Source organism: Paenibacillus sp. CAU 1782 (assembly GCF_054551715.1).
The window spans coordinates 67,734-86,575 of sequence record NZ_JBTOLL010000009.1 but is presented as its reverse complement, the minus strand read 5'-3'; the positions used below and the strand labels follow the sequence as shown (position 1 = coordinate 86,575).

The 18,842-nt window shown below is 45.7% G+C and carries 14 protein-coding genes; 4 read left to right on the top strand and 10 right to left on the bottom strand.

Annotation, left to right across the window (positions count from 1 at the left end):
• Window positions 1-84 precede the first annotated feature (84 nt).
• Window positions 85-636, top strand: coding sequence for a glutathione peroxidase (locus ACX93W_RS18095; protein WP_459393779.1), 552 nt, complete (start codon window positions 85-87; stop codon window positions 634-636).
• Window positions 637-711: 75 nt separating this feature from the next.
• Here ACX93W_RS18095 and ACX93W_RS18090 read toward each other — a convergent pair whose 3' ends face one another.
• On the bottom strand, window positions 712-1,683 hold the full coding sequence (locus ACX93W_RS18090; protein ID WP_459393778.1) for an aldo/keto reductase family protein: 972 nt from the start codon (window positions 1,681-1,683) through the stop codon (window positions 712-714).
• Window positions 1,684-1,826: 143 nt separating this feature from the next.
• Between ACX93W_RS18090 and ACX93W_RS18085 the strand changes: the two genes are divergently transcribed.
• On the top strand, window positions 1,827-2,204 hold the full coding sequence (locus ACX93W_RS18085) for a MerR family transcriptional regulator (RefSeq protein ID WP_459393777.1): 378 nt from the start codon (window positions 1,827-1,829) through the stop codon (window positions 2,202-2,204).
• A 256-nt stretch (window positions 2,205-2,460) separates the two neighbouring features.
• Here ACX93W_RS18085 and ACX93W_RS18080 read toward each other — a convergent pair whose 3' ends face one another.
• Window positions 2,461-4,962, bottom strand: coding sequence for an SIR2 family protein (locus tag ACX93W_RS18080; protein ID WP_459393776.1), 2,502 nt, complete (start codon window positions 4,960-4,962; stop codon window positions 2,461-2,463).
• A 287-nt stretch (window positions 4,963-5,249) separates the two neighbouring features.
• Window positions 5,250-6,416, bottom strand: a complete 1,167-nt coding sequence (locus ACX93W_RS18075) for an IS110 family RNA-guided transposase (RefSeq protein WP_459393775.1) — start codon at window positions 6,414-6,416, stop codon at window positions 5,250-5,252.
• Between the two features lie 306 nt (window positions 6,417-6,722).
• Between ACX93W_RS18075 and ACX93W_RS18070 the strand changes: the two genes are divergently transcribed.
• Window positions 6,723-7,874: an IS4 family transposase gene (locus ACX93W_RS18070; RefSeq protein WP_459393774.1), complete on the top strand. Its 1,152-nt coding sequence runs from the start codon at window positions 6,723-6,725 to the stop codon at window positions 7,872-7,874.
• A 647-nt stretch (window positions 7,875-8,521) separates the two neighbouring features.
• Here ACX93W_RS18070 and ACX93W_RS18065 read toward each other — a convergent pair.
• The 6 genes from ACX93W_RS18065 to ACX93W_RS18040 form a co-directional block, all read right to left on the bottom strand.
• Window positions 8,522-9,913, bottom strand: coding sequence for an ADP-ribosylglycohydrolase family protein (locus tag ACX93W_RS18065; RefSeq protein ID WP_459393773.1), 1,392 nt, complete (start codon window positions 9,911-9,913; stop codon window positions 8,522-8,524).
• Between the two features lie 2 nt (window positions 9,914-9,915).
• Window positions 9,916-10,872, bottom strand: a complete 957-nt coding sequence (locus ACX93W_RS18060; protein WP_459393772.1) for a nucleoside hydrolase — start codon at window positions 10,870-10,872, stop codon at window positions 9,916-9,918.
• 9 nt (window positions 10,873-10,881) lie between these two features.
• On the bottom strand, window positions 10,882-11,814 hold the full coding sequence (locus ACX93W_RS18055; protein WP_459393771.1) for an ABC transporter permease: 933 nt from the start codon (window positions 11,812-11,814) through the stop codon (window positions 10,882-10,884).
• Complete coding sequence (locus ACX93W_RS18050; protein WP_459393770.1) at window positions 11,807-12,853, bottom strand: ABC transporter permease; 1,047 nt, start codon at window positions 12,851-12,853, stop codon at window positions 11,807-11,809. Before ACX93W_RS18050 ends, ACX93W_RS18055 begins: the two co-directional genes overlap by 8 nt.
• A complete protein-coding gene (locus ACX93W_RS18045) occupies window positions 12,850-14,403 on the bottom strand; it encodes an ABC transporter ATP-binding protein (RefSeq protein ID WP_459393769.1) in 1,554 nt (517 codons plus the stop codon). The genes ACX93W_RS18050 and ACX93W_RS18045 overlap by 4 nt, the downstream gene beginning before the upstream one ends.
• 120 nt (window positions 14,404-14,523) lie before the next feature.
• Entirely contained in the window at window positions 14,524-15,645 is a 1,122-nt protein-coding gene (locus tag ACX93W_RS18040) for a BMP family ABC transporter substrate-binding protein (protein ID WP_459393768.1), read from the bottom strand.
• 238 nt (window positions 15,646-15,883) lie between these two features.
• On the opposite strand from ACX93W_RS18040, the gene ACX93W_RS18035 reads away from it, so the two are divergent.
• A complete protein-coding gene (locus ACX93W_RS18035) occupies window positions 15,884-16,636 on the top strand; it encodes a helix-turn-helix domain-containing protein (protein ID WP_459393767.1) in 753 nt (250 codons plus the stop codon).
• 1,146 nt (window positions 16,637-17,782) lie between these two features.
• Here the strand turns inward: ACX93W_RS18035 and ACX93W_RS18030 are convergent.
• Window positions 17,783-18,688, bottom strand: coding sequence for an AraC family transcriptional regulator (locus tag ACX93W_RS18030; protein WP_459393766.1), 906 nt, complete (start codon window positions 18,686-18,688; stop codon window positions 17,783-17,785).
• Window positions 18,689-18,842 lie beyond the last annotated feature (154 nt).

Here is an 18,842-nt window from a genome sequence, read left to right as displayed (position 1 = left end):
TTCATTTCGTATATAATAAATTACCATAGAACACAGCTTTGGACCTGCTCAACCTACTTACAACATGCGAGGTGCTTCATACTTATGGCAACCATTTATGATTTTTCAGTAACCAAACCAAGCGGAGAACGTTTCCCTCTCTATCAATACGAAGGAAAACCCGTCTTGATTGTAAACACGGCAAGCAAATGCAAATATACACACCAGTTTGACGATCTGCAAAAGCTGTATGACCGGTACAAGGAGCAAGGATTGCAAGTTATCGGCTTTCCTTGCAATCAATTTGCCAAGCAGGAGCCTGGAAGCAGCGAGGAAGCCGCAGCTTTTTGCCAGATCAATTACGGCGTCAAATTCCCGATGTTTGCCAAACTAGATGTAAACGGAAATACCGCTCATCCATTGTTTGATTTTCTGAAACAGTCCGGCCCCTTTGCCGGGTTTGATGAATCGGATGTACAGGCCAAGCTGCTGAAGCTGATGATTTCCGACAATACGCCGGAATGGCTGCACGGAGATTCGATCAAATGGAACTTCACAAAATTTCTCATTGATGCCGAAGGCAATGTAGTCCAGCGTTTTGAACCAGTCGCATCAATTGACGAAATCCAGTCCGGAATCGAAAAACTTCTGCAATAGAAGTCACCACATCCAAAAAACCTGCAAAACAAAAGCCGTGCTCCGACATCATATCGGGAACACGGCTGCTGTTTTTTATCTCATTGGGGCAAAGTGGCTGACTTGGGAGAGAATCGCTTCCGTCCGCTCCAGGACCTCAGGCGTCAAGTTCAAATCGATAGCTTTGATATTTTCTTCAATTTGAGCAGGCCGGCTGGAGCCGATAATCGCTGAGCTTACGACGGGCTGACGCAGAATCCAAGCCAAAGCGAACTGGGACAAGGTTGTTCCAAGCTCCGCAGCAAGCTCCGACAGTTCTGCTGTGCAACTTAATACATCTTCGCGCAAATAGCTGTTAATGACCCAATTCGTTTGGTCATTAGCCGCCCTCGTGCCTTCCGGAATACCTTGGCCCGGCTTATATTTTCCGGTCAATACACCTTGAGCCAGCGGCGAAAATACAACCAGCCCAAGTCCTTCCTGTTGACATTGTCCGATAACGCCTTCTTTTTCGATGTAACGCTCGAACATATTATAGATGGGCTGATTGGAGATAAGCGGACGCAGGTTCAAACGTTGGCTGATTCCCGATGCTTCCGCGATCTGCGCCGCAGACCATTCGCTGACGCCCGCATACAGAATTTTGCCTTGCGCCTGAAGATCATCCAAAGCCCGCAACGTTTCATCGATTGGCGTATCGCCATCAAACCGGTGACATTGATACAGGTCAATATAATCCGTGCCCAGCCGCTTCAAGCTCGCTTCGCATTGCTCCATAATGTGCTTGCGCGACAAGCCGCGGTCATTGGGACCCGGTCCTTGCGGGAAAAACAGCTTTGTCGCAAGCACGTAGCTGCTGCGCTGGTACTCTTTTAGCGTGCTGCCCATTACTTCTTCGGCGCCGGGATAGGAGTTGGACGTGTCAAAAAAATTAATACCTAAATCATAAGCCTTGCGAATGCATGCCCGCGCGTCTTCCTCGGATGTTGCAGAGCCGTAGGTCAACCAGCTGCCTAACCCGATTTCACTTACCTTTAGTCCGCTTCTTCCTAATTTTCTGTATTTCAATTGATTCACTCCTTTAGTGGTGGTTCAAAAAGTGGAAACGCTCTATTGATCAATTTAAGCATAATAGTTAAAGTTAAGTTTAAGTCAAGCTTTTGTGCCAATTATTTTAAATCAGCGTTTTCAAAATAGAAAGGAAGTTCACGATGGACTATTCGATCAAACAAGTTGCGGAACGGACTAATTTGCCGCCTTCCACCTTGCGCTTTTATGACAAGGCCGGGTTAATGCCTCTCCTGAAGAAGACGGAATACGGCACCCGCAAATATTCGGAAATGGACATTTGCTGGCTGGAGCTGGTTTGCTGCCTTAAGGACAGCGGCATGTCGCTGGACGATATAAGAGCCTTTATGCTGTTATGCCTGGAAGGATCCTCAACCAGTGAACAACGAAGAGACATGCTGGAGCAGCATCGCAAAAGCATACTACAGCAGATGGAGGTGCTGAATTGCAGTCTTGGCACCATCAATTACAAGCTGGAGCATTACAATGAGATTGGCATCTTCCATATTGATGCACCATGAGTTTGTCGTATTTAAATAAACCTATTTTTTAAAAAATGAAAATCATATTTGAGTATGGCTGTGAAAAGCTTGTAGAATTCTATTGCAACGATTCATTATTTTTCGGAGCACGAATTCCAGATTAACGAAACTGATTTTCATATTACAGTTAAAGATATTTTTTTAAATAGAGGAACTAGAAAAGCCGGAAAGCAGTCTTAATAGACTACTTAATCCGGCTAATTAATACTTTTATTCTTCAATTCCAATATTAGTTTTAAACTTTTGTTATAGTGTTGGTTTTTATAATGATTTTGGTCAATTCGGATAATTTCTGTTTGTCATTTGAGCCCAAATGTTGTTTGAAGGATAAATTTTGAATAAAATCTTTTATGTTTTTTGAAGCATTAGATCTAATATTGCTAGTTAAGTAATTTAAATTATCCTTATATGAAAGAGCTTTATAAATAGTCTCCAATGCTGAAATATTTGATGTGCTGGAAGAATAGTTTTGCACTAGTGCGATTTTTGTTCTAATAGTCGAAAGCGTGTACCATACATGCATGTATGAAAAGTTACTTTCATAGCTGACTTGATGTGTTATTTCGATGTTTCTAAGTGCTTGCGTTGCGTAATCCGCCGCTTTTACTAAATCGTCAATATTGTCAAGCCAAGAAAGACTTTTTGCTCGCTGGTGCGGAAAGTGATAATTTTCTGAAAGGATATCCTCTAAATTATTATAGATTTTTTGTATTAATTGTAGCGATCCCTTATTAATTCGTGGAAAGATATCATTTATATCATCAAACTTTATAAACTTTCCAACTTCCTCACGTGCCTTACGAGGATTTTGTTGATAATGAAACATTATTAACCTAACTATTGTTTTATAAGCGCTTGCTATTAACTCTTGATTAGTTTTATGTAAAGAGAATTGACCAAGGTTGTGTAGTATCCAAGATCGTGAATTACAAATAAGTTTAATACCCGAATTATCCTCGGTTGATTTTTCGATACTTATTGTCTTATAGAAATGTGCAACAGGGGTGATTTGTTTTATAAAATCGACCACTACATTATCAAGACGATATTTTTCTAACTCAGTAGATGTTAATCTGTATCTAGATGCCAGTAAAATTAGTAGTATCAAACGCTGTTCTGTAACATCTAAATTTTCAATTTTCACCATTTGATAGGATTGATGCAGTAAGTTTAATATTTCATAAACATTATCCAGTATAGTAGGTGAGTATTTATTTGTTTTATGTTGGTTATTCTTGGTTTTATGAGTTTTAAATTCAGGAATAACACATTCACTCAATTTTTTATTCAATCTAGAAGTTTCATCAGGCGAAAGTGTGTTTTTCAGAGTGTTGATACTAATTTTCGATGAAAATGCATCATCTGATAAAAGTAGTTCTATTTGGTATAAATATTCATCAGATGAGTCAATTGCAATAACAAATTTTACATTATTATCTTGAAGAATATGTATAGATTTTTTGATAATACTCCACCCTTCACTATCTATTACTCCAGTATCAAGAAATATTGTTATATTCCTCTTTTTCAATAATGTTAATAAAAATTTTGAATTAATCGAATTTCCTGAAGGAATTACAAAAATATCCTGATTACTTTGTTTCTCGGCTAATCTGAGTAAGCTTGTTGTTTTCCCTGAAAATCTGTGCCCTTGAATTATCACTAAATTTTTACTTATAAAATTTTCTTCATACCACTTCCCAACATTAAAAAGATCCCTATCAATAACATAATATGGTAACTTAATCAAGGAATTTGATTCTAAATGGTTGAAATAGTAATTTGAATTGTAGAAATACTCAATATTTGCATCTCTATTGTTGTACCCCATATGCTCTCTTTCAAATTTAGGATTTTCAAAGAAAGAAGTGTCTTCACTTGATAGTTTAGAAGCTTCACTAGCTATCCTAATAATTATATTATAAAAATCATTATAGTCATTTACTTTTATAATAGTATCTACACCGAATTTTTTTAATTTTTGCGTTTTAATTTTAGAATTCTCTATATCTTCGCTTGTAATGTAATACGTATTTTTTAGATCTGGAAAGTAATTTCCACCTTCTACGATATTTAATTGATATAACAGATCCAGTTCATCGTCAAGACTACATCCTAGATAAAATACGCAGTTCGATTTGATATCACTTCCAATCCTACTAAGTAATTCACGGTTTTCTTGAAAGCTTTGCAAATACGAAGATGTGGACAAAACACATTTGTGGTTATGTTTAATATATTCTTTCGCATCTCCATGTAATTTGAATAAATGTGTTTTCTCTTCTAATATATCGTTATAAAAGGTATTGATACTTTTAAAGGGAAGAATAACTTCTATATCAGAAAGATTATTTTCAATGCTGTCATCAATATTTAAAGTGTATATGTGTGGCCACATTATATTCAAAAATTTCTTCTGAACATCTGCTAGTTTAACTTCTGTAAAGTTTGCACTTAAGTATTTGTATATACTACTTGGTTCAATATTCTCAAAATATGTCTCAGATAGACTGCTAAAGGTGAACGACTTAATTATATTAAAGTCGCTTGGATTTAAAACACCTTCCAACTCATTTTTCATATGATTTATCATTTGACTCCCATTTGGAACTACACCGTTCTTTGCTGCGGATCCTCTAGAGAATCCAGAACCAAGCACTGGAATTAGAGATCTTTTTTTAATATACATCAGCAACTCATCATGAAGAGACGAATCGTTAATATTTAAAATTCGCATTGGGTATAATCTCCTTTTTTGTCGTGTTATTATATAGAATATAACGACATTTTCTGTTTTACAATAGTTTCTATTAAATACTTTGTTTCATCACTACTTATTATCACTAGCGTTGCATTAATGTTCTCAGAATCTTCAAAAGATTGCGTTCATTTTGGTTTTGCCCATAAAAACCAGCTAATTTTTGTCAAGCTTTGGCCTCTTGGTCTTTGTGAAAAATCTTGATATAATTTTATACACATGCCAAATAACCTCCGTTGCAGCGGAGATAGCTGGTTAAATATGGTTTATGTTGTGTAGGGCATACCCTTCTTCAAGATGGCGTAGATGTGGTGCAATAGCTTGTTGGCGCAGGCAATCACCGTCACCTTGTAGGGTTTGCCCTCTTGTCTTTTCTTATCGTAGTACGCGCTTAACCGCACATTCGTGCTTCTCCTAATTCCACATTGTACGGCTAGATAAAGCGCTCTTCGAAGCCGTTTAGAGCCACGCTTGGTGATACGAGTGCTGGACGCAGTGAATCGACCAGAGCTGTGTACACTTGGATCTAGTCCCGCATAAGCCACGAGCTGTTTAGGGTCCTCAAATTGACTGGCATCCCCGATCTCCGCAATTAACGTGGCGGCAAGTTTATTCCCGATTCCTGGAATCGTTTTTAGCAACTCCACTTCCGGAATTTCTCTCGCTTCTTCTTGAATCTTCTCTTCCAGTCGATTTAATTGCTCCTGTTGGGCAAGTAAGATCTCTACCATACACAATAGCGCTGTCCTTTGGGCCCTGCTTTGTTTCTGTGGCATCTGCAAGGCTTGAACACGTTCCACCTTCGACCGAATCCACGCTTTCCCGTGCGAGGTACCAGCGGTTTCGCTGATCACCTCCTCGGTAATAACAGCCCCTTGAAGCATATGCAACAAGACTTGTAATGAAGTCTTTGAAAACAGATCACGAAACACGCCTTCATATGCAGGGCAAACTTGATCGAGCAGCGCCCTCGTGTTCAATTTTGACTGTACGAATTGTGAAGTGATGAATTCATGCTGTCTCGTCAAGTGTTGGATATCCGTTATTTGATCTGCCCACTTGCGGTGCGGTTGTATATCGCCTCGATAGTACATCTCGGCCAAATGCCATGCGTCCGCCGCATCTGTTTTTACCTTACGCAACTGCGCACCTTTAGATCGTTTGGATAACAATGGATTAATGATAAAATGCTCGATATTCATCCACTCCAAGTGGGCGACAACGACTCGGTGGTAATGTCCGGTAGCTTCCATAACTACAATCGGTCGAACTCCTGTCTCCTCTTCTAATTGACGAATGACATCGTAGAGTCTAATAAACCCATCTTCGGTGTGCGGAATCGTCTCTGACTTTCCGTAGATCTCACCACGTTTCCTAAACGCTTGAAATACACTATTTCCTTTTGCAACATCCAATCCAATAACCGCTCTCATGTCATCTCCTCCTGATGTAAACTTAGCCGGCATTCTCACGATAGTTCCAATCCCATAGCTTCGCTTGTGATACGAGGTCATCGCCCCAACCAGCTCAAACATGGTCATTGGAGGTAGTGAGAGAACAGTTTTTATGACGGGTTCTGAGTCCCTAAAATCCTTACGTTCTCCCGGTTACCACCATCGTATAACGACCATTAAAAAAGGCCAACCAGAATATACTGGTTGACCTAATAATACGAAAAATCCTTTACAATGGATTGGAGAGGTAGACCTGTCCATAAATCCACTGAAAAGGATCTCAGCATGGACAATCATACGCTATTTTCTTCATTTGGTAAATGGCTTGCGCCGATTTGTACAAAAACATTCACAACTGCGGTGGCCGAATGTCAGCAAGATAAATATACAAAAAAGCTGACCACCACCGCTTACCTCAAGTTGTTCTTGCTCGCACAGTTGCAGTGCCGTGAAGGCTTGCGTCACATCGCCGACGATGTGCTGTGCGAAGACTTGCAGGATGAGCTGGGCCTGACTTCCATTTCAGCTTCGCAACTCAGTCGCAAGCATAAGCAAGTCGATCCCGAGCTATTGCAGCAGGTGTTCGAGTCTTTGGCGCGGCTCGTGCTGTCACGCCAAGGTATGCGATCTCATCGCCACAACATTAAAATCATCGACTCGACCACGGTCAAGTTGTGTCTGCAAAAGTTTAAATGGGCGGAGTTCCGCAAGACGAAAGCGGGCATCAAAATCCATATGCGACTGGCCTTTATGGACGAGCAAGACGTTATTCCGGAGAAGGCAACGGTGACGGTAGCAAAGAAAAATGACCGCACCCAGATGAATGAACGTGTTCATGAGCCAGGCGTCACATATGTCTTTGATCGTGGCTACATCGACTACTCGGCCTTTGATCGCTACTGTTCGGACGGCATCTTATTCGTCACACGGCTGAAGAGCAATACGCATATCGAGCCGCTGGAGGAGCAAACCGTTCCCGAGGGCAGCGCAGTTTCGGCCGATTGGCGTGTCCGAATAGGCTGCCAGCAGAAGAAAATGAAGCACGTCCTGCGAATGGTGCAGACGCAAGATTCAGAGGGGAATCTGCTCTTTCTGATGACTAATCGCTTTGACCTCACTTGTGATGAAATCAGTGAAATGTACCGTAGCCGCTGGGCAATCGAGACCTTCTTCAAGTGGATGAAGCAACATTTGCAGATTAAGCATCTCTACGGCACGAGCGAATCAGCTGTTTATAATCAGGTCTGGATCGCCCTTATTGCGTTTTGCTTGCTCGCCCTTGTCAAGCTGGAAACGAAAGTCGAACACAGCTTACTGCAGCTCACTCGCTGGCTCACAACGTTATTATGGAAACCGTTCAGTCAGTGGATCATGCGGCTTAAGGCAAAACCCAGTCGAACATCGCGAGGGCGGCAACGAAAACGAGCGGAAGATTGACGCCTGCAGAAGACATTGTGTAAAAGTGAACAGAATTGCATAATTCAACCCAATGGACGTGCTACCTTTGAGAGCTGTCCGACCGTTTTCATTTCACCACGCAAACTCGTTTTCTGAATATTCTTTTTTCTAAAACGGCGAACTTTTATGCAACGCTAATGACTTATTATATGTAGTTTGAAATTGGACTAACACTGAGTAATCTAACGATTGGAAAGTTTGAGCCCCCTTTCCTTCTAAAGTAGGTTTAGAACTTACTTTGATTTATAAACGAAACAGATGATAAAAATATTTAAATTGGTGTTATAATATGTGTAAAAAGTATGCTGGATTCAAATACACTTTCAATATAATAAATCATCTCTTGATGCAAACAAAAAACACCTTCAAGACTGGCTCCATATCTTATGACATGGCTACATTTACTTAAAGGTGTTATTATTTGAATAATGCGGAGAAGGGACAGTCGCCTTCCGAAAATTGTGATTTTCCATAATAATCTTAAAAATATCACTGCTAAAAATGATCAGTAATATTAGCCTTTTTTAAAAACTTGCGACAATAGTTATACGAACTATTTACAACAAGATGAGTAACAACTATTACTTCTTTATTACCTGACACTATCTTGCTAATTGATTTGTCCGTTACTTCTTCAGCTCACGCTCAATTTTGCGGAATACCTCGTAGCTGCGGCGTGATGCCTCGGATATAGCGAGGGGATGGAAGCCGTGCACCTCAGCATATAGCGTGTCGTTCAACGGGTCTGTCCATGATTTGGGCAACGCGGCAGCGCCCAGCTTTGCGCCCATGATGGAGCCTACCGTTGCGCCGTTGCAGTCGGTGTCCATGCCGCCGTATACAGATGTGACAACCGCTTTTTCAAAATCGTCGCCGCCGTAAATAAGCGAGGCCGCAACCAAAGCCGCGTTGTTATTGGTATGCACGGCATCGTAATGCTTGAACATGTCCCAAATGGCGCTTACCAGCTCGCGCTGGCTTCCGGCCTTTTCCGCAACTTCAACTGCTCTGCGCACATCATCCGCAAGACGGCTGGTGGACGGGATTTCACTCAGCCCGATTTCCACGATTTTTCGGTTGTCGGTTTCAACGAAGGCAGCTGCGATCATAGCCGCTACAAACATTTCTCCATAAATGCCGTTTTTGACATGGGAGAAGGAGGCGTCGCGCCAACCCAGCTCGGCAGCAAGCTCGGGACGCCCGGCAACGCCGTACGCCAATCCGTCCGCACGAATTTGTGCGCCGATCCATTCCCTGTACGGATTCATATGCATGCGCACCCGTTCCTGGCGGGCAGCCCAGTCAGCCGGCTTTTCTCCGTTCAGATGGGAGGTTTCATGAGCAAAATTCAGATACGATTGCGTTTCCGCCGTACAAACCTGGCTGTAGGTTAAATGTTTGTGCCACAGCTTGCCGATATCCCAGGAATCGAAGTCAAGCCCTTTCTGCTCCAAGAGCAGCGTCCCCAATACTGTGTAGCGGATATCGTCGTCGCTTTCCATGTATTGAATCGTTTCGCTGGTGCTCATGGGAGACCAGTCGTTTAGTCCAAGTCCATATTGCTCTCTTGCAGTGGACTCGCCTGGTGTATATCCCTTGATCGGCCATGCGTCCGCGCCGCGAAACCAAAGCTCGATATTTTCCCAGCCGGGACGTCCGTCCTGACCGTACAGATAAGGCTGGAACTCCAGGGGCTTGCCCAGCGCGCAGCCCACAGAACGTCCAAGCCAAGCTCCGTAAAACTTGTCCTTCCACTGCTCGTCGGTCCAATCCGCAGTCAACGTTCTTGGTCCCTCCGGACGCAGCTTCCGAATTCCCTCCAGATCGGAAGGCTCCCGATAAGGAAAGTCGGCACTGACCTCCAGCTTAGACAATTCGGCGTAAATTTCCATCAACGCGGATTTATTTTCTCCCGCAGCCGCCAGCTTTTCAGAGAACCCTTCGATAGTGCAGCCCTCTTCGCCTCGCTGAATGATTTCAAAGCGGATGATTTCGGATAACTTATCCCAACCGGCCATCGTCAGACCTTCGCTTTCCGGGCTTCCGCGTTGCGGTCATGTACATCGAGAGCGTCGAAGATCAGCTCCATAAAAGCGTCCCGATCAACGTCCGTCAGCACCTTTACATTGTTGGCCCCATCTGTTTTTTTGCGGCGGTCCGCCACGGTCATGCCTCTTGTTACCTTCCCGATCGTTTCGATCTCCACATGATAGTCCTCGCCGGTGAACAAATCCGGACGCAGCAGCCAAGCGATGGCGCAAGGATCATGCAGGGAGCTTCCTTCGTAACCCAGCTTGCGGCTGTAGATGGAATAGAAGTCCAGCAGCTCTCCCACCATATGCGAAACCTCGCCGCGTTCCTTAAGCGCTTTGATTTCATCCTGGAAAATGGGCGCTTTATCCGTTACGTCCAGTCCGCTCATTGTAATCGGAATGCCGGATTCAAAGACGATGCGGGCAGCTTCGGGATCCACATAGATGTTGAATTCCGCGGTCGATGTTACATTGCCATAAGCGATGCCGCCGCCCATCAGCGATATTTCTTCAATATTGCCGATCAGATGGGGAAAGCCTTTAAGCAGCAGCGCAATATTGGTCAAAGGACCAATCGGCACAAGCGTAATTTTCTGCTTTGAGCCGGAAATGATGTCAGCCATCAATTCAATGGCGTGTTTATCCACCGGTTTAAAACGGGAAGGAGGAAGGTCGGGGCCATCCATGCCGGAATCGCCATGCGCCTCTTCCCCCGTAACAAGTTGTCCCAGCAGCGGACCGGCGGCGCCTTTGGCTACCGGAATATCGGCGTCGATAAAGCTGAGCAGCTTTAACGCATTATCCGTAATTTTGTTCAGCACCTGGTTGCCGCCTACCGTCGTGATGGCTTTTACATCCAAATACTGCGGATTAGCCAGCGCCAGCAAAATAGCAATGGCATCATCATGCCCAGGGTCACAGTCAATAATGATTGGTTTAGTCATAGAGGTGTATCAACCTTTCTCTTTGAGCTTCTTACTACGCATGCGGGATTCGCTTACCGCGTAAATGACAAGGCCGATCACGGTCGTAACGTACGGCAAGGTGCCAATCAGCTCTGCCGGAATTTTAAGCACTTGCAGCGCGTTGGCCAACGCATCCGCCGCTCCGAACAGCAGCGAGGTAAGCGTCGTTCCCACCGTTGTGCTGCGTCCCATGGATTCAGCGGCAATCGCGATCCAGCCCCGTCCCGCGATCATGTCGCGCGTAAAGAGCGACAGGTAACCCATCGACATATAAGCGCCGCCAAGCCCGGCGAAAAATCCGCTAAGCAACAGCGCTGTATATTGCACCTTCACCACGCTGACGCCAACGGATTGGGCAGCCTGCGGATTTTCACCGACAGAGCGAATGCGCAAGCCAAGCGGCGTTCTTTTTAACAGATAATAAACGACAAACACGGCCAGGATGGACATATACGTCAATACGTTGTGTCCGGAAAGGATCGGGCCCAACACCGGAATGTCCTTTAGCAGCGGGATATCGATGCTCGGCAAAACCTTGCTGGGAAGCGAAGTGGAAGACCCCTTGTCGCCCGACAGCAAATAAAGGATAAATACCGTTCCGCCGGAGGCAAACATATTAATGGCCACACCGCCGAGAATGATATGAGTTTTGAACTTGAGAGTAAAAAAAGCAAGGACGCCGGAGATTAACGTGCCCGCCATAACAGCCCCCGTCAATCCGAGCCACGCGCTGCCTGTATAGGCGCTGGCAATAACGCCCGTAAGCGCGGCTACCAGCATGATGCCCTCCAGGCCGATATTGATAATGCCCGCCCGGTTGGAGATCAGCGCGCCCAATGCGGCAAACAGAATGGGAGTCGTAACCCGCAGCACCGAAAAGGCAAACTCCGTTGTAAAAATAACATCGAACAAGCTAGACATTGCGCTGTGCCTCCTTCAGCAGCATCCGGTTTTTCCAGAACTTCAGGAACTGCTCCGCCGAGATGAGCAAAATGATGATGGCCTGAACGATCGAAATCATTTCCGCAGGCACATCGGAGAAACGAGCCATCTGGTCGGCGCCGATACGGATATAAGCCAGGAACAACGCGGCTCCGATAACGGAGATGGGATTGTTTTTCGCCAGCATCGCCACTAATGCGCCATCCAGGCCGTAGCCTGGAAGCGACGACCACTGGAAGCGGCTGTACATGCCGAGTACTTCCACCGAGCCGCCCATGCCCGCGATAAATCCGGCGATCAAATGGACAAGGATAATGACCTTGGCCGTCTTCATGCCGGAATATTGGGCAAATTCGCGATTGGCCCCCGTCATCCGGATTTCATAGCCCCATTTTGTCCTGTATAGGAAAAAGTGGGCGGCAACAATAAGGACCAGCACGATAATCAACCCCGTATGAATACGGGTGCCGGGAAGCAGCTTGGTCAGCATCGCCGTCTGCTCGAACTTAAAGGAAACCGCCGCAAACGCCTGCGCGTCGCGCAGCTTGTAATTGAGAATGTACAGGCCGATGCCGAACAAAATATTGTTGAACATCAGCGAGCTGACTAGCTCGTTTACATTCCATTTTGCTTTCAGAATGCCGGGAATAGCGGACAGCAAAGCCCCGACGAGCGAGCCGGCAAGGATCGCCACAAAGGGATGCATAAAGCTGTTCAGCGTCAGATGAATCGCCAGCGTCGCCGCGACTACGCCGGAGAAGTAGAACAGCCCTTCCGCTCCGAGATTAAATAAATTGGCTTTGAACAAAAGGGAAACCGCAAGTCCCGTGAACATGAGCGGTATCGCCATTTCGATTACATTGCCGATATGGCCTTTCGTGTTGAGCGGCTCCCATAGAAAAATGCGAATGCTCTCAAGCGGCTGCTCGCTGACCAAGGAAATAATAATAAAGGCTAGAAACAGGGCAATCAGAATGACCGCTGCCGTTCGCACCACTTCAAAATATTTTACCTTCATGACTTCACAGCCCTCCTGATCTGCCCCTCGTCCTGACGCTGAATGCCCAGCATATACAGGCCGAGTTCTTCCTCGCTAACCTTTGAAGGTTCCTCCAGATAGGCAACGATTTGCCCCTCATACATAACAAGCAAGCTGTCGCTCAGCTCCAATATCTCGTTCAAATCCGCCGAAATCAGCAAAACACCGCTTCCGCCGTCACGCAGTTCAATAAGCTTTTCGTGAATGAATTGGGCGGCGCCGATATCAACGCCGCGTGTAGGCTGCTCCGCGATGAGCAGTTCCGGGGATGTCGAGCACTCCCTGGCGACAACGACCTTTTGCATATTACCACCTGACAACATGCCAATTGGCTGGCTCGGCCCGGAACAGCGAACGCGGAAATCCTCGATAAGCGATGCCGCCATTTGAGCGATTCGTTTGCCCTTGAGAAAGGGACCGCTGTTCATTTCCTTTGTTCGATATTGCGTCGAGATCAGGTTATCGGAAATGCTGGCCTCCTTGGCAGCGCCCTGGCGCATCCGATCCTCCGGTATATATGAGACGCCAAGCGAACGAATCTTTCCGATATCGTAGCCTTGAATATCGATTCCTTTAACCGCAACGTTTCCTTTGTGCACGGACAGCCTACCCGTCAAAGCTTCAACAAGCTGGGTTTGTCCGTTCCCCTCTACACCTGCGATTCCGACAATTTCGCCGCTCCGCACGTTGAAGGCCACTTTATCCAGCAGCGCTTTGCCCGTCTCGTCCGACAGCGAAAAGTCGTTTACCGCCAAAATAGGAGCACCATATGGCTTGTTCACTTTGTCGTATTTGAGCACGACATCGCGTCCCACCATCAGCTTGGAAATTTCCTGCTCCGTTACATCCTTGGTCCAGAAGACGCCTTCACTTTTACCTGCCCGCATGATGGTGATCCGGTCGCAAATCGCTTTGACTTCCTTCAGCTTATGGGAAATAAATACGATGGTATGGCCCTGCTCCTTCAACTGCTGCAGCTCGCGGAACAGCTCCTCTGTTTCTTGCGGCGTCAGCACGGCGGTGGGCTCGTCCAAAATCAAAATTTTGGCTCCGCGAAGCAGTGCCTTCAAAATTTCGATTTTCTGCTTCATTCCGACGCTCAGATCCTCGACCTTGGCTTTTGGATTGACATGCAGATTATATTTTTTGCTCATTTCCTCCGTCATTCGCACAGCTTCGCTGTAATTGATGCCCACGCCTTTTTTAGGCTCCATGCCAAGCACCATATTTTCGGCAACCGTAAAAGAAGGCACCAGCATAAAGTGCTGATGGACCATACCGATGCCATTGTCGATGGCATCCTGCGGAGAGGTCAGCTTCAAAGGTTCGCCCCGAAGAAAAATTTCGCCTTCGCTTGGTGCCTCCATGCCAAACATCATTTTCATCAGCGTGGATTTACCGGCTCCATTCTCCCCAACGATGGCATGAATTTCGCCTTGAGCCAGCGAAAATTGCACCTTCTGATTGGCAACAACCCCATTGGGATAAACCTTCGTAATATTTTTCATTTCGAGCAGCTGATGGGTCATCTCATTCCAGCTCCTTACCTTTTATCGCCTGCAAAAACCTCTACAAAGAGACAGTTGGCAATCTCACCGGAATCCGGAAGAAAGAGCCAACTGTAAAAGTGAATCGTATTTTATGGAAGCTTAGGGTTTAACCGCGTTGCGGATGGCTTCGATCTGCGAAGTCTCCATGCCCATAGCGTTGTCTACTTTAATTTCTTTTTTGGCCAGCTTTTGCTTGATATCTTCAACTTGCTTCTGCATATCTTCGGAGAAAGTCGATTTGTAGATATCATTTTCAGCAATGCCCACGCCGTCTTGATCGAAGCTCATCACTTGGCGAGTGCCGAATTCAAGCGTGCCTTCTTGCGTTTTGGTAACAGCGCCCAGAATGGCGGTGTCGATCTTTTTGATGGCGGAAGTAATAATCAAGTTGGCTTTGTCTTTATCTGTTTCCTGAATAAGAGCGCCTTGGTCGGAGTCAACGCCGATGGCATAACGCGTTTTGTCTTTCGCCGCTTCAAAGATACCAAGACCAGTTGCGCCCGCTACGTTAAAAATAACGTCAACGCCGGAGTTGTATTGAATCAGGGACAACTCCTTGCCTTTGGCGGGGTTAACAAAGTCGCCTGCATACGAAACAGCTACTTTAATGTCGGGATTAACATATTGCGCGCCTTGGATATAGCCGACAAGGAAGGCATTAATGCCCGGAATGTCCATGCCGCCAACAAAGCCGATTACGTTTTCCGGATTTGCGTTAGGCAGATCGGATTTGGTTGCCAAAGCCGCTACAGCGCCAGCCAGGAAGGAAACCTCGTTTGTGGAATAAGTCATCGCATATACGTTGGCAGGCGTTTCCTCAATGTCCGTGTCGTAGTTGATGAATTTTTTGTCGGGGTGCATTTCGGCCGTCGCATTAAAAATTTCCGTGATTTCCGAACCGCCGGAAATAATGATGTCCCAATCCTGAGCCGCGATATCCTGGTAGGTTGGCTCCCATTTGGTTTTGTCGGTGCCCATCTCGATTACTTTTGTTTCTGCGTTCAACTCCGTTTTCACCAGGTTCAAGCCATTGTTTGCGGCATCAAAAAAGGATTTGTCGCCAAGCGTGCCTGCGATCAAAAGAACAACCTTCAGCTTGTCCTCGCCGCCCGCGTTACCGCCCGAAGTTCCGTTGTTTGTTCCTGTGCCCGAGTTGCTTCCGCAAGCTGCCAGCACCAGCAGCATTGCCGCCATAAGGACAGCCAAAATGCTTTTTTTCATTGTTCAAATCCCCCGCTCGTTTGTTGTTTTTTTGCTTGTGCTCCCGTTGCCGCAGCGTTGATGGACAGCGTCCCCGTATCCAATGTCCTGATTGTCCTATTTGATGGAATATCGGGTATACTGACCAGAGGCACTTCCCATATCGCTGCATGAGATGATACGATCATATCAAATTAACTATCAAATAATTATCTCAATTCGGTCATTTTTTTATATGATTCGGCTAAGGAGGGTTACCGTGAACCGGTTATTGTATCTGGCAAATGACGTACATGAGATAAACACGAACATTCCACCTCATCAGCATGAGTGTTATGAGCTGGTTTATTATGTCCGGGGCGGCGGGTCGACCGTAATTGCCGGCCGCAAATACCTTTTTCGCGAACGAACCTTCGCTCTGGTTCCTTCCAGACATATTCATAGCGAGATTCATCAGGTCGAAAGCGAAGTGTTGTTTATCGGCTTTTTGACCCACGAGGTTTCTCTGAACGGTCTGGGGGGCGTATACGACGACGATGAAGAAGGTACGCTCCTAAAGCTGCTGCAGCGGATTAAGGAGCATTTCTATCTGCGCCGTACTAACGAACCTTCCATGCTGGACTCCATGCTTGGAGATCTGTTCCCTCCTCTTCAGGAGCTGATTGGAAGGCGCAAGACGCCTCATCCTTCAGAAGATCGCATCAGCTACGTTCGTCAATATATGGATGACCACTACAGGCAGAAGCTGACGGTGGAGATGTTGGCCGGCATGTCCGGGTACAGCTACGACCGTTTCCGCCACTTATTCAAAGAGCGTTACTCGATCGCGCCTCTCCAGTATATTTTGCTAAAAAGGTTAAAATATGCAAAATTACTGCTAGCAAACACGCAAATGCATATCTCCGAAATCGCGGGCAGCTCCGGCTTTGCAACCGATGCCCAGTTCTGCAGCATCTTCAAACGCGAGATCGGCTGCACGCCCAGAGCATACCGGAAAGGAACACGACTGTAAGTAGCGGGTGGGTTGGATGGTGTGGATCGACGGCATGACTGGTTCGAAGGTATGGACTGCATAGACATCCTGGACGACGTGGACTTCACGACTGTTTGGACTAGATCGACGTTATGGACTTCATGGACGGCTCGGACTGGATGGACTGGATCGGACTGGATCGACGTTATGGACTTCATGGACGACATGGACTTCATGACTGTTTGGACTAGATCGACGTTATGGACTTCATGGACGGCTCGGACTGGATGGACTGGATCGACTAGATGGGCGGCATGGACGGATCGGACTGGATCGATTAGATGGGCGGCATGGACTAGATCGACGTTATGGACTGCATGGACGGATCGGACTGGATCGACTAGATGAGCGGCATGGACTGTAAATGATGCATGAGTTGTAAATGGTGCTTAAATTGTACGTTTGATTTTGAAAGACCAGGTAATCTCATCTTCGAAACATAAAAACAGTCCTCGCGAGGGGCTGGTGCTGGTTTTATTTCGTAGCTTTCGTGTGCTCTCGTCTTCGTCAAACACGCTAACGGTCAAATCTGTCCCTTACAAGCCAAAAATCAAGATTTTTTTATCCTAATGGACAAATCTGTCCATTAGAGCCTCAAATCCTTGATTTTTCCCCATTATGGAAGCGCTAATGGACACATTTGACCGTTAGCTATCAAAAATCTCCAAAATCCCTTTCTAATGGACAAAAATGACCGTTAGCTGGCTGAAACAACGTATCGTCTATCCCAGCGTCTGAGTTGAGTAATTCTAAACTCGAATACGCTTCAAGCTCCATTTTCTCTCGCTAGGCTTGAATATCCAAGCCCCGACGAAGGCAGCGATTTTCCAGCACAGGTTTAACCTGCACTAGAAGTTCGACTCGCTTCATCGCAGCAACAAAAAGATGACCCCGAGAGTTCGGAAGTCATCCAATGTATTAATGGTTAATCGGTTAATCGGTTAATTGGTTATTGGTTAATGGTTAATGGTTAATCGGTTAATTGGTTATTGGTTATTGGTTATTGGTTATTGGTTATTGGTTATTGGTTATTGGTTATTGGTTATTGGTTATTGGTTATTGGTTATTGGTTATTGGTTATTGGTTATTGGTTATTGGTTATTGGTAAATTTATTAATGGGCTAACTATTCTATTATTTTTTTGACAGCAGTGCACAAAAAGGTCAATGTCAATTCGGGCGGCATACATTGATTCTGATACCATTCGTAGTTAGGTCTTGAAGCGTCGGCCTCCCACCCGCTTTCCGGAAGCCATTCATTAATCCAGCGATCCCAACTGGGACCAATTTCATCACCGGAGCCAAAATGCACGGTGACCGCATACAAGCCTCCAGGAATCACGTATTCCTGCAGTCCATACCGATTTTCGAACTCGGGATTCACAACAATACCGGCGTACGAAATTTTGTCCTTCATCGGTATTTCAGGCGCGTGGTCAGGGAACACGGACATCCACTCCTTGGCCTGCGAATGAAGCCCGTATTTGCCCAGGATCCCTTGAAACTCCTCCCAGGCGCGAGGCAGGCCCCAATAATCTCCAACATTTTTTACGCCTACCATTACTTTGGGTTCAAAAGCAATAATCTTTGTCTCCATTGCATTCTCTCCTTCGGGATTAAGATAGAACCAATTACACCGGGACCGCTCGCTGTAATGCAGACCAACAGAGGAGTAGATGCCCCCTCTCCAATCGGAAAGCCTTTTTGCATCTCTTGGCGTAAGTCCGTAGATTCGCTTGAAAGCTTTCGTGAATGCTTCCGGCGTCTCGTATCCCGCCTCCAGCGCTACCGTCATCACTTCGGCGTCGGAATGGCGAAGCATATGCATCGCTTTTTCCAGACGAAGCCTCCTCAGGCATTCATGCACATTTTCTCCGGTAAGCTGGCGAAACTTTCGGTGAAAATGGTACGGAGACGAATACACTTCGGCAGAAATTTGCCGAAAATGCAGCGGCTCATCCAAAGCATTCAACATGCGGACGACAGCCTCCTCGACCTTGCGATGCCAATCCAGTCGTGTATGGGTTCTCATAACACCTCTCATATTAATCCCGGCGGGAGTTTTTTACCTGTCCTGCATTGCGCATTTTAAACATTGCTCAAATTCTACTATTTTTCCATTTTGTTAACAGTGATATTTTTAATAACTTCAACGATTGAGCTCGAATCAATCACTATCGACTTTG